This is a genomic window from Flavobacterium sp. GW821-FHT11G01 (assembly GCF_058808175.1).
This window is the reverse complement of sequence record NZ_JBXARK010000001.1, coordinates 661,965-674,699: the sequence shown is the minus strand read 5'-3', so window position 1 is coordinate 674,699 and position 12,735 is coordinate 661,965. Positions and strand designations below refer to the sequence as shown.

Genomic DNA, 12,735 nt, shown 5'->3' with positions numbered 1-12,735 from the left:
AAATCAATCATTTTTTGACAAATTTAAAACAAATATTAACAAGTAAAAAATTACTTTTAAACTATTAGTTCAATTGTTTTTCCATCACATAATCCTCCATTAAATAACCGTTTCCTATTTCGATATCAATTTCTTCTTTGATTTCGAAGCCTAGTTTTTTGTAGAAATTTAATGCCGTATTAAATCGGTTCACATTCAATAAAAGATTTTTTGAATTGTTTTCTAAAGCGAGTTTTTCTATAAAATCAAAAACTTTTTTTCCATATCCTTTTCCTTGTGTTTCTGGCAAAAGATAAATTTTATGGATTTTTGTTATAGGCTCATTTTTATAATTATGCTCAATTCCGATAAATCCGATTGTTGATTCTGAATCTGAAATTAGATAAAATAATTGTTCTTTATTCTGCATTTGCTTCGTTAGCGCTTCATCAGAATAAATCAAATCTAACATATAATCTAACTGCGTTTGAGATAAAATTTCGCCATAAGTAATTGGCCAGGTTATATGCGTAATTTCCTGAATTGTTTTGATAGCATTTAAACCTGCTTCTGAAATTGTAATCATTTTGTATTCTGAAATATTTAATTGGTAAAAACCTGATTTTCCTGTTCGCTTACGCGGATGAATGTTGTTCTTTTAGTAAGCTCTTTCAATCGCGACGCGCCAACGTAAGTGCAAGTACTTCGTAAGCCTCCTAAAATATCTAATATTGTATTGATAACTTTCCCTTTAAAAGGAACCTGAACTGTTTTTCCTTCGCTAGCTCTGTATTCTGCCACACCGCCAACATGTTTGTCCATGGCAGTTGTGGAACTCATTCCGTAAAATTGTTTGAATTTTTCACCGTTAATTTCGATTAATTCTCCACCGCTTTCTGTATGTCCGGCTAACATTCCGCCCAACATTACAAAATCTGATCCGGCACCAAAAGCTTTTGCTACATCTCCGGGAGTACTGCAACCACCATCACTGATAATATGCCCCCCTAATCCGTGAGCGGCATCTGCGCATTCTATTATGGCCGAAAGTTGTGGATAACCAACACCTGTTTTTACTCGGGTTGTACAAACAGATCCGGGTCCAATTCCTACTTTTACAATATCGGCACCAACCAAAAGCAATTCTTCGACCATTTCTCCGGTTACTACATTTCCGGCAATAATTACCTTATCAGGATATTGTTTACGGGTTTGTTTTAAGAACTGCACAAAATGTTCTGAATAACCGTTTGCGACATCAATACAAATGAATTTCAAAAGTGGATTTGCTGTTATAACTTGTCCTATTTTAGAAAAATCTTCCTTTCCCGTTCCGGTACTTATTGCAATATAATTGTAGAAATCTTCTGGCTGATCTTTTAAAAACTCATTCCATTCCTGAGGTGAATAGTGTTTGTGAATAGCCGTAAAGAGCTTTTCTTCAGCTAAAACTTTAGCCATTTCAAAAGTTCCGACCGTATCCATATTCGCAGCCATAATCGGAATTCCTGTCCAGATTGTAGTGCTATGCAAAAATTTAAAATTTCGTTCGAGAGAGACTTCAGACCGGCTTTTAAGCGTCGATCTTTTTGGTCGAATCATTACATCTTTAAATCCTAATTTTAAATCAGTTTCTATTCTCATGATTGTACATTTTGGTTACTTTCAAATATACAATTTTAGATTGTTGATTTTAGATTTTAGATTATTAAAACTTGTGATTAATTGACCGCGGATTATACGGATTTTTTATTTTTAGTTTCGCAGAGATTCACAAAGTTTTCACTGAGGTTCGCAAAGTTTTTTTAAATGAAACGCGTTTCGATTTCAATCAACGTTAAAAACCTGGAAACTGATCACTAAAAACTGAATACTGAACACTAAAAAACTATCCGTGAATCGTTTCTCCTTTTCCGTAATTAGAAATAATAGATTCTTCATAGGCAAGCCATTCTCTCCAGCGTTTTTCAACGTCAATTCCAACTCCATATTTTCTTGCGTAGGTAATGAAAGTGGTATAATGTCCGGCTTCGCTTTCCATCAATTCTCTGTAAAAAACAGCTAATTCTTCATCCTGAATATTTTCAGATAAAACTTTAAAACGTTCGCAGCTTCTCGCTTCGATCATTGCTGAGAAAAGTAATCTTTCAACTAAACCAGAAACACGGCTTCCATCGCCGCTTTTCTTCATATACAAATACAATTCATTTACATAATCGTCTTTGCGTTCGCGTCCTAATTTTAATCCTCTTTTGATGATTAGATTGTGAACTTGTTCAAAATGATCGATTTCTTCTTTGGCCAAAGCCAATAAATCCTTCACTAAATCCTGATGTTCAGAGTTATTGGTGATAATGGTGATCGCGTTTGTTGCTGCTTTTTGCTCGCACCAAGCGTGATCTGTCAAGATTTCTTCGATATTTTTCTCAACGATATTTACCCATCTTGGGTCTGTTGGCAATTGTAGTCTTAGTACGCCCATTCTTTTTAAGTCTTAAAGTTTGAAAGTTAAAAGTCGGAAAGTCTTAAAAAAAAAGTCGAAGATCAAAACTAAAATAGAATTTACATTCCATTTAAAGACTTTCGACCTTCGACTTTAAAACTTTATGACTGATTTTAGTATACGAAAATCGGTCTTTCGCTCATCATTTCGTTTACTTCGTTTGCTACTTCTTCGATAACTGCTTCATTTGTATGATCAGCCAATACTTTATCGATTAAAGCTACGATAGTTTCCATATCTTCTTCAACTAAACCACGAGTTGTGATTGCAGCTGTTCCAACACGAATTCCAGACGTGATAAAAGGTGATTTATCATCAAACGGAACCATATTTTTATTTACTGTGATTTCAGCTTTTACTAATGCGTTTTCTGCTTCTTTACCAGAAATATTTTTATTTCTTAAGTCAATAAGCATCATATGATTATCAGTTCCGCCAGAAATAATTTGATATCCTCTTTTTACAAAAGCATCAGCCATAGCGTTTGCATTTTTTTGCAATTGCATAGCGTAAGTAAAGAATTCATCTTTAAGTGCTTCACCAAAAGCAACTGCTTTAGCTGCAATAATGTGCATTAAAGGTCCACCTTGATTTCCTGGGAAAACAGCAAGATCTAATAAAGATGACATCATTCTGATTTCTCCTTTTGGAGTTTTCAAACCTTGTGGGTTTTCGAAATCTTTCCCCATCAAAATCAAACCTCCACGCGGTCCACGTAATGTTTTATGTGTTGTTGTAGAAACAATATGACAATGTGGAATTGGGTCATTCATTAATCCTTTAGCAATTAAACCTGCAGGATGAGAAATATCAGCAAATAAGATTGCTCCTACACTATCAGCGATTTGTCTGAAACGTGCAAAATCCATATCACGAGAATAAGCCGAAGCTCCAGCGATGATTAATTTTGGTTGCTCTTTAGTTGCAATTTCCTGAATTTTATCATAATCTAAACGACCAGTTTCAGCATCTACTCCGTAAAAAACCGGACGATATAAACGACCTGAGAAGTTTACAGGAGAACCGTGAGTCAAGTGACCACCGTGAGATAAATCAAAACCTAAAATAGTATCACCAGGATTCAAACATGCGTGGTAAACAGCAGTATTTGCCTGAGAACCTGAGTGAGGCTGTACGTTTGCGTATTCAGCACCAAATAATTCTTTAGCTCTGTCAATTGCAATTTGCTCAATAACGTCAACTACTTCGCAACCGCCGTAGTATCTTTTGCCAGGATATCCCTCAGCGTATTTGTTAGTTAAAACAGAACCAGCTGCTTCCATTACTTCGTCACTTACAAAGTTCTCAGAAGCGATAAGTTCTAATCCGTGAATTTGTCTGTCTTGTTCCTCTAGTATAAGGTCAAAAATTTGTTCGTCGCGTTGCATTTTTTCGTTTTTCGTTAATTTGATGCAAAAATACAAAAAAACGTTTGTGATACTGTTAGATTATGATATATTTGACATAGAATTTTTCAACAAATAATTAACATACACATGCCAATAACCGCCAACGATACCAAAAGAAAATCATGGTTAGAAGTACCAGAAAATAGTGACTTCCCTATACAGAATATTCCTTTCGGTGTATTTCTTACCAAAGAAAATGTCGTTACAGTAGGAACAAGAATTGGCGATTACGCTATAGATTTAGGGGCTTTACAACAATTAAACTATTTTGAAGGAATAGATTTAACTGATGATATGTTTATGCAGGATACGCTAAATGATTTTATTTCTGACGGAAAAAAAACATGGCGATTAGTCCGAAACCGTATCGCTGACATATTCGATGCTACCAATCCACAATTAAGAGATTCAACAAAAGACCGCGATATTGTTATTTTTGAAATTGATGATGTAGAGATGCAATTACCGGTTTTAATTGGTGATTATACTGATTTTTATTCCAGTAAAGAGCACGCTACAAACGTTGGAAAAATGTTCCGTGATCCTGAAAATGCCTTATTACCTAACTGGTTGCATATTCCGGTGGGTTACCACGGAAGAAGTTCTACTATTGTTCCGTCCGGAATTCCGGTTCACAGACCAATGGGACAAACATTGCCAGCCGGAGAAAAATATCCTGTTTTTGGACCATCTCGTTTAGTCGATTTTGAACTAGAAACTGCTTTTATTACAACGGATGTGAATGTAATGGGAGAAAACATTCCGACTTATGAAGCTGAAGATTATATTTTCGGAATGGTTTTATTGAATGACTGGAGCGCGCGTGATATCCAGAAATGGGAATATGTGCCACTTGGACCATTCCTGGCAAAAAACTTTGCAACCTCAATTTCTCCCTGGATTGTAACTATGGATGCGTTGGAACCTTTTAGAACTAAAGGACCTAAACAAGACCCGTCTCCGCTTCCTTATTTACAAACAAAAGGAAAAAAAGCTTTTGATATTCATTTAGAAGTTTCTATACAACCTGAAGATCAGGAAGAAACGATTGTTTCTAAGTCCAATTTCAAATACTTATATTGGTCTATGGCACAGCAATTAGCGCATCATACTTCTAATGGATGTCGTGTTAATTCTGGCGATATGATGGGTTCAGGAACTATTTCTGGTCCAACTCCTGACAGTTTTGGTTCTATGTTAGAATTGACTTGGGGAGGAAAAAATCCGATAAAATTAAAAGACGGAAGTGAGCGTAAATTTATCGAAGATAATGATACGGTAATCATAAGAGGTTACTGCGAAAATGCTGAAGTAAGACTTGGTTTTGGAGAAGTTTGCAGTCAATTATTGCCGCCTTTTATCAGACCATGAAAAGCAGATAAAATACATTAATTGTTATTACACAAATTAAAAAAGCTTGTTAGTTTCGTTCTAACAAGCTTTTTTTTATGATTTGATTTTTGCAAAGTCGCGAAGTCGCAAAGCTTAAATTTTATAAAACTTAAAGAAGAAAAACTTTGCGGCTTCGCGTCTTTGCGAGATTATTTTTAAACTTATGCTGGAATCTGCTGGCTCAAACAATGCAATGTTCCAAATCCCCAGATAAAATCAATACAGCTTATTCCGATCACTTCTCTGTCTGGGAAACATTCTGATAAAATATTTAAGGCAACTCTGTCATTACTATCATTAAAAGTTGGCATTAAAACGCAATTATTCAGGATTAAGAAATTAGCATAACTTGCTGGTAATCTTAAATCTTCAAAATCTACACGTTTTGGCATTGGTAATGCTACAATTGTTGGCGATTTTCCGTCTTCTAATTTTGCATTTTGTAAACGTTTTAGATTATCCTGCAACGGTTTATAATTTGAATCGTTTTTATCTGTTTCTACAATCGTTACAATTGTATCTTCGTTTACAAATCGGCATAAATCGTCGATATGCCCGTGTGTATCATCCCCTTCTATTCCGTCTCCAAGCCAAATTACGTTTGTAACACCTAGATATTCTTTAAAAACAGCTTCGTAATCTTCTTTAGTAAAACCTTGATTTCGAACCTGAATTGTTGGATGCATCAAACATTCTTCAGAAGTTAGCAAGGTTCCTTTTCCGTTTACATCAATCGCTCCTCCTTCAACAATTACTGGTTTTCCTTTATACATCACCTGTGTTAACGGAACATCAATAAAATCAGCAACCTTACCCGGAACAAATTTATCTAACTGATAGTTTTTATATTTTGCCCAACCATTAAAATTGAAATTTAATGCTTCTCTTTTAGAACCATTTTTCACAATAATTGGTCCAGAATCGCGCATCCAGCTTCTGTTTGTTTTATGAATAATAAAAGAAACATTCGCAAGATTTACTCGTGCTCTTTCTAACATTTCGTTTACCTTTTCTTTCCCTTTTTCATCGGCTACGACCAAAAAAACAGTTTCAAAAGTGGCTACTTTTTTAATAAATTCTACAAAAGCCCATTGAACAGCTTCGTATTTTCCTGGCCAGTCATTGCCATTATGCGGAAAACACAAAACAATTCCTTGTTGTTTTTCCCATTCTGCTGGAAATCTTCTATTATTTGTTGACATAAAGAGGTTCTAAATTTGAAAGAGTACAAAGATAATCATTCGGAAGGATTATAAAACATTCAACAGGAAATCCATAAGGATTAAGCCAAAATATCTGATAAAAATTAAGTTAAAGATTAAATAATGAAGGCTTAATATTCACCCAAGTTCTGCTAATTACTTTTGGCGCAACTAAAAACTAATAAAATGAAAAAATTAACTATCTCATTATTAACAGCTCTTTTAATTATGACAAGCTGTAATAACGACGAAAATTCAAACAACGAACCAGAAGTTGTCGTAAACGAAAATCCTGCTACTTTTAAAGAAATTGGCTCTATTACAATTGGTGGAGAAGCTGCAGCAGAAATTTCTACTTATGATGAAAAAACAAAAAGACTTTTCACGGTAAACAATAGCGGAACCAATCAAATTGATGTAATTGATATTTCAGACCCTACAAAACCAACTAAAATTGGTAAAATCGATCTTACTCCTTATGAAGGAGCTTCAAATAGTGTTGATGTTTATGACGGAAAATTAGCTGTTGCCTTAGAATCAACCACAAACAAACAAGGAAACGGAAAAGTAGTAATTTTTAATACGTCTGATTATAGTTTAATTAAACAAGTAACTGTTGGTGCATTGCCGGATATGATTACTTTTTCGCCTGACGGGAAATATATTATGACCGCAAATGAGGGAGAACCAAATACAGATTATTCTCAGGATCCAAACGGTACAATATCCATTATTGAAACTAGTACTTATGCAGTTACAACATTAGATTTTGCTTCTTTTAGCTCTCAGGCGGCGACTTTGAAAAAAGATGGATTCAGAGTTTCATCCTTTGCAAAAAGTTTTGCTCAGGATATTGAACCAGAATACGTTACTATATCAGATGATTCTAAAACGGCTTGGGTAACATTACAGGAAAATAATGGTGTTGCAAAAGTAGATTTAGCTTCAAAAACTATTACGGCAATTTATCCTTTAGGATTTAAAGATTTCAATACAGCTGAAAACGCTATTGATGTAAGTGATAGTGACGATAAAGTAGCTTTTAATCCATGGAAAGTAAAAGGAATGTTTATGCCGGATGCTATCAGCCATTTTTCTTCTAATAATGTTACTTATTTTGTTACCGCTAACGAAGGTGATGCGAGAGAATATACTGCTTATACAGATATTAAACGTATGAAAAGTGTGAAGCTAGACGCAACCGTTTTTCCTGATGCTGCTACAAAACTGGATCCTAATTTAGGAAGACTTAATCTTATTGCTGATATGGGAGATACTGATGGTGATGGCGATTTAGACGAAATGGTTAGTTTTGGAGCACGCTCATTCTCTATTTGGAATGGAAACACTGGAAAGATCGTTTATGACAGCAAAAATGATGTAGACAAAAAAACACAAGAATTAGGTACTTATGACGATAAACGTAGTGACGATAAAGGTTCTGAGCCAGAAGCAGTAAAAGTTGTTAAAATGGGAAATCAGAATATTTTGTTTGTAGGATTAGAAAGATCTGATGCTTTTATGACTTATGATGTGACAAATCCTACATCTCCACAATATTTACAGACTGTAAAAACCGGAGATGCACCGGAAGGCGTTTTATTTATTCCTGCCTCTAAAAGCCCAACAAAAAGAAGTCTTTTAGTGGTGAGCAGTGAAGGTGACGGAACCGTAAAGATCTATCAGCCAGATTTAAAATAGGTTTCAATCATCAATTTGAAAAAAGGGTAAAATAAATATTTTATCCTTTTTTTATGCCTAAAATTTAGATTTTATTAACAATAATATACAAATAAAACCCAAAACGTGGGAATTATGTAAGAGTACATACAACAGAATCTAAAAGTCGAAGTATAATTTTGTCATGAGTTTAAAATAAAAACCAAACTAAAAATGATTATCATGAAAAAGAAATTAGCTTCCGTATCTTTATTACTATTATCACTAGCGGCAGGCGCGCAAAATATGGCTACGACTTCAGCACAACCTTCTGTTGACAAACCTGCATACGATAAATGGTCTATAGAACTAAATGGTGGTGTAAATAAACCAACCAGAACAATGACTCCAGGATACCAAACTGCAACACTTAATCCGTTTCATGCTGATTTAGGTGTAAGATATATGTTTAGCCCAACATTTGGTGCAAAATTAGATTTTGGATATGATAAATTCCAAGAGCGTGATGACACTGCTCCATTCGAGAGCCAAATTATCAGAACAAGTTTACAAGGGGTTATTAATGTTGGTAGAGCTTTAAACTTTGAAACCTGGACAAAAACCATTGGTATTTTGGTACATGGGGGTGTTGGAGTTTCTCAATTAACTTCTGATAGTGGTTTTGATGGAGAAGATTATGTAGGACATGGAATTCTTGGTTTAACAGGTCAGCTTAGATTAAGCAACAGTGTTGCTCTTACCGGAGACCTTACGGGAATTGTGAATGGAAAACAAAATTGGAACTTTGATGGAATGGGAAGAACCACTAGTGGTGCATTTGATGGTGTTTTATTAAACGCTTCTGTTGGTTTAACATTTTATCTTGGTAAAAATGAAAAACATGCTGACTGGTATGCAGAAGAAAATGACAGGTTAGATAAATTAGAAGGAAGAGTTGACTTAATCGAAACTGGTCTTTTAGACACAGACAAAGATGGTGTAGCTGATTTATATGATTTAGAACCAAATTCAATTACAGGTGTTGCTGTAAATACAAAAGGACAATCTATTGACACAAATCAAAATGGTGTTCCGGATGAATTAGAAAGCTATTTAGAAAAAACTTATGGCCAAAATGGTAAAGGTGCTACTAATAGTACAGTAGAAGAATTAATTAACGGTGGATATGTAAATGTATATTTCGACTTTAACTCTTCTAAACCAACAAATGCTTCTTTATCAGGTGTTGATTTCTTAGTGAAATATTTGAAAAACAACCCAGGGAAAACTGCAGATATCATAGGATATGCTGACGAAATTGGAAATTCAAGTTATAACACTGAGTTATCAAGAAAAAGAGCCGAAGCTGTGAAAAAAGTAGCTATAAATGCTGGAATTGATGCTTCAAGATTGAATGTGATTGCTAATGGAGAAGATACTTCTGTTAACAAAAACTCTAAAGAAGCTCGTCAAATCGTGAGAAGAGTTACTTTCCAAGTGAAATAATTTCTTTAAATAAATTCAAAAAAGCCGGTTTCAAATATTTGAAACCGGCTTTTTATTTATGTTATTTTTTCGACTTATTAGTCAATTGCTCTTTTTGTAATATCACCAAAGGCATCTATTCTTCTGTCTCTGAAGAATGGCCAGTTCTGACGCACATTTTCTTGTAAATCCAAATCAACCTCAGCAATTAAGATTTCTTCCTGGTCGTGAGAAGCCTGTGCTAAAATTTCACCTTGCGGTCCTGCAATAAACGATGCACCCCAAAATTGAATTCCCTCAGTTCCCTCAATATATTGTTCTAAACCAATTCGATTAGCAGCGGCAACAAAAACGCCATTTGCAACAGCGTGACCTTTCATTACATTCATCCAAGCGCCATATTGATTTTCTCCGTATTGTTCTTTTTCTTTTGGATGCCATCCAATTGCTGTTGGATAAAACAACACTTCAGCTCCTTTTAAAGCTGTAATACGAGCTGCTTCGGGATACCATTGATCCCAACAAATAAGTGTTCCAATTTTTCCTTTTTTCGTTTCAATAGCCTGAAAACCTAAATCACCCGGAGTAAAATAGAATTTTTCATAGAAATGTGGATCGTCCGGAATGTGCATTTTACGGTATAAACCAGCTTCAGTTCCGTCTGTATCGATAATGTAAGCACTGTTGTGGTAAATTCCAGCCATTCTTTTCTCGAAGAAAGGAACAATAATAACCACTCCTAATTCTTTTGCCAATTCGCTAAAAGCAATAAAAGAAGTGCTGTACAATGGTTCTGCTAAAGCAAAATTATCTACATCTTCACTTTGGCAAAAATAATGACTGCTATATAATTCTGGCAATAAGATTACTTCTGCACCTTTATTGGCAGCATCTCTTACCCAACTGATACATTTTTTAAGATTATTTTCGGCAACATCGTTTAGGTTTAACTGAACAACTGCTATTTTATATTTTCTTTTCGGCATGACATAAAATTTAGAGTGCAAAAATAGTAATTTTTAAAGGAATGACAAAGTCGATTTAACCACAAAGAGCGCAAAGAGTTACAGAGTTCGCGAAGATTATATACGGTTCATTTGCACAATGAATGTGAGAACACGAAGTTTATTTACTGAATTATTATTTTAAAAAAGAAAACCATTTTACAATTATTCGATTCTATTTAAAAGAATCAAACATTTGTAAAATGGCTTCAAACCTAAATTTTAGTTCCTAAAAACGTATTATTCAATAACCACTTTTGTTGTTATAAACTCCGTTTCTGATTTTTTGAATTTGATGTCAAAAGTTCCTTTTGCAGTTGCTTTGAATTTGTATACTGCTTTTTGAGGTGCAGGAACTTGTAATGTGCAAACTTCAGATGGATATTTAACTTCAACTTGCAATCCTTTTTCTGTACCAATTGTTGCTTCTGTAAATTTGTTAAATACTCCGCAAGCATTGTCTGCTGTAAAAGTTACATCATAGGTCAATTCGTCGTTTACTTTTCCGGTTGCCGGACCTTTTACTTCTGTTGCAAAAGCATTTTTTGTAGTTCCGTTATCTACAACTTTATCGTCATCGTTGTTGCATGAAAATAATACATTTGATAAAAATAATACTACTAAAACTGATTTAATTTTAAAACTTTTCATATAAAATAATAATTAATTGTTAATTACTATGAAGATGCTGATGCGTAGTATTGGTTGCTTTGGTAAAATGTTAAATGTTTTCTGCAATACTTTAAACAATTGTAAGTCAGATTTTTGCTTTTTGAAAAAAGTTTACGCAACTACCGTTATTTCTTATGAAAACTAAAATTTCTATTCTAGCCCCGATAGAAGCGGTATCCTTTTTCTGGCTTCTTTAGCCAGGAAAAGATACAAGTGGATAGCGGGACAAGTCGTTTTATGAAAACGATTCTTCTGCTTCAAAAAAAAACACCAGCCTTTCGACTGGTGTTTAAATATCTTTATTCAAATTTATTTATTATACTGAAGCTTTTTTTGGAAGTATCTTTTTTACCAAATTTACAATTGCTAAAACTACAAGTCCTAATGCTAAACCGACTACAAATTCTTTTATAATATCAGGAAGATTAATTTTAGGTGATAAATGATGGAAAAATGGAATATAATGAACAAAGATTCCACCAGCAACTAATAATAACGCAATTGTACCAATTACGGTTAAAGCTTTTATCACTAACGGAAGGGCTTTTACCAGAATATTACCAATAAATTTGGATATACTTTTTTCTTTTTTGCTGAATTTAATAAGCTTATAACCTGCTTCATCCATACGGACAATTAACGCTACAATTCCGTAAACACCAATTGTTGCAATTACTGCAATAATTGATACTACTATAATTTGCTGTGAAATAGGTTTACCGATAACGGTTCCTAAAGCAATAATTACAATTTCTACAGAAAGAATAAAATCGGTTACTATGGCTGATTTTATCTTGCCTTTTTCCATTGCCAAAATTTCTTCTTCGGTAAAATTTTCTTCTGTTATTCCTTCAGATTCTTCATGTGAATGCGGAAATATAAATTCGTATATTTTTTCGGCGCCTTCATAGGCTAAAAACAACCCGCCCAGAACTAAAACAACAATAATAGCAACTGGAAAAAAAGCACTTAATAAAAAGGCAATTGGTAAAATGATTATTTTATTAAGTAATGATCCCTTACTGATTGCCCATAATACAGGAAGTTCTCTTGAAGAAGCGAATCCGGAAGCTTTTTCGGCATTAACAGCTAAATCGTCTCCTAAAATACCTGCAGTTTTTTTTGCTGCAACTTTACTCATTACTGCAACATCGTCCATGATTGCTGCAATATCATCTAATAGTACGAAAAAACCTGATGCCATTTTTTATAATTTTATGCGAATTTAATACTTTTTATTTAATTCGTTTCTGCAATTTAACGACTGCATTGCCCTAAAAGTACCCAAATAATTATAAAAACGAAGATGGTTCCAAAACATCCACCACCTAATTTTTTTGCTCCGTAACCTGCGATTAATCCTCTAAAAATGTTATTCATGTTATTGATTTTATGTTAGTTATTTATGATTTTATTAATGTAAAGTTGAG

The 12,735-nt window shown here is 34.0% G+C and carries 12 protein-coding genes; 3 read left to right on the top strand and 9 right to left on the bottom strand.

The window, feature by feature from the left end; all coding sequences use genetic code 11:
- Window positions 1–64 precede the first annotated feature (64 nt).
- The 4 genes from AC1RRN_RS02960 to glyA all read right to left on the bottom strand — a co-directional run bounded on the left by AC1RRN_RS02960 (window position 65) and on the right by glyA (window position 3,870).
- Window positions 65–565: a GNAT family N-acetyltransferase gene (locus tag AC1RRN_RS02960; RefSeq protein WP_492965866.1), complete on the bottom strand. Its 501-nt coding sequence runs from the start codon at window positions 563–565 to the stop codon at window positions 65–67.
- Window positions 566–582: 17 nt separating this feature from the next.
- On the bottom strand, window positions 583–1,623 hold the full coding sequence (locus AC1RRN_RS02955) for a GMP reductase (protein ID WP_492965865.1): 1,041 nt from the start codon (window positions 1,621–1,623) through the stop codon (window positions 583–585).
- Between the two features lie 244 nt (window positions 1,624–1,867).
- A complete protein-coding gene (locus AC1RRN_RS02950; protein WP_492965864.1) occupies window positions 1,868–2,461 on the bottom strand; it encodes a MiaE family protein in 594 nt (197 codons plus the stop codon).
- A 134-nt stretch (window positions 2,462–2,595) separates the two neighbouring features.
- Window positions 2,596–3,870 carry a serine hydroxymethyltransferase gene (glyA, locus tag AC1RRN_RS02945; RefSeq protein ID WP_492965863.1) on the bottom strand — a complete coding sequence of 425 codons (1,275 nt, stop codon included), beginning with the start codon at window positions 3,868–3,870 and terminating at the stop codon, window positions 2,596–2,598.
- A 108-nt stretch (window positions 3,871–3,978) separates the two neighbouring features.
- Between glyA and fahA the strand changes: the two genes are divergently transcribed.
- Window positions 3,979–5,262, top strand: coding sequence for a fumarylacetoacetase (gene fahA, locus AC1RRN_RS02940; RefSeq protein ID WP_492965862.1), 1,284 nt, complete (start codon window positions 3,979–3,981; stop codon window positions 5,260–5,262).
- 182 nt (window positions 5,263–5,444) lie between these two features.
- On the opposite strand, the gene AC1RRN_RS02935 is transcribed toward fahA, so the two are convergent.
- On the bottom strand, window positions 5,445–6,485 hold the full coding sequence (locus AC1RRN_RS02935; protein WP_492965861.1) for an agmatine deiminase family protein: 1,041 nt from the start codon (window positions 6,483–6,485) through the stop codon (window positions 5,445–5,447).
- Between the two features lie 186 nt (window positions 6,486–6,671).
- Here AC1RRN_RS02935 and AC1RRN_RS02930 point away from each other — a divergent pair, with 186 nt between their 5' ends.
- Both AC1RRN_RS02930 and AC1RRN_RS02925 read left to right on the top strand, forming a co-directional pair.
- Window positions 6,672–8,186 (top strand): choice-of-anchor I family protein, encoded by a 1,515-nt coding sequence (locus AC1RRN_RS02930; RefSeq protein ID WP_492965860.1) that lies wholly within the window; start codon window positions 6,672–6,674, stop codon window positions 8,184–8,186.
- Window positions 8,187–8,387: 201 nt separating this feature from the next.
- Window positions 8,388–9,650: an OmpA family protein gene (locus tag AC1RRN_RS02925; protein WP_492965859.1), complete on the top strand. Its 1,263-nt coding sequence runs from the start codon at window positions 8,388–8,390 to the stop codon at window positions 9,648–9,650.
- 77 nt (window positions 9,651–9,727) lie between these two features.
- On the opposite strand, the gene AC1RRN_RS02920 is transcribed toward AC1RRN_RS02925, so the two are convergent.
- The 4 genes from AC1RRN_RS02920 to AC1RRN_RS02905 form a co-directional block, all read right to left on the bottom strand.
- Window positions 9,728–10,615, bottom strand: coding sequence for a carbon-nitrogen hydrolase (locus tag AC1RRN_RS02920; RefSeq protein WP_492965858.1), 888 nt, complete (start codon window positions 10,613–10,615; stop codon window positions 9,728–9,730).
- A gap of 258 nt (window positions 10,616–10,873) precedes the next feature.
- Window positions 10,874–11,284: a hypothetical protein gene (locus tag AC1RRN_RS02915; RefSeq protein ID WP_492965857.1), complete on the bottom strand. Its 411-nt coding sequence runs from the start codon at window positions 11,282–11,284 to the stop codon at window positions 10,874–10,876.
- A gap of 337 nt (window positions 11,285–11,621) precedes the next feature.
- Window positions 11,622–12,509, bottom strand: a complete 888-nt coding sequence (locus AC1RRN_RS02910; protein ID WP_492965856.1) for a DUF808 domain-containing protein — start codon at window positions 12,507–12,509, stop codon at window positions 11,622–11,624.
- A gap of 53 nt (window positions 12,510–12,562) precedes the next feature.
- Complete coding sequence (locus AC1RRN_RS02905) at window positions 12,563–12,685, bottom strand: hypothetical protein (protein WP_492965855.1); 123 nt, start codon at window positions 12,683–12,685, stop codon at window positions 12,563–12,565.
- Window positions 12,686–12,735 lie beyond the last annotated feature (50 nt).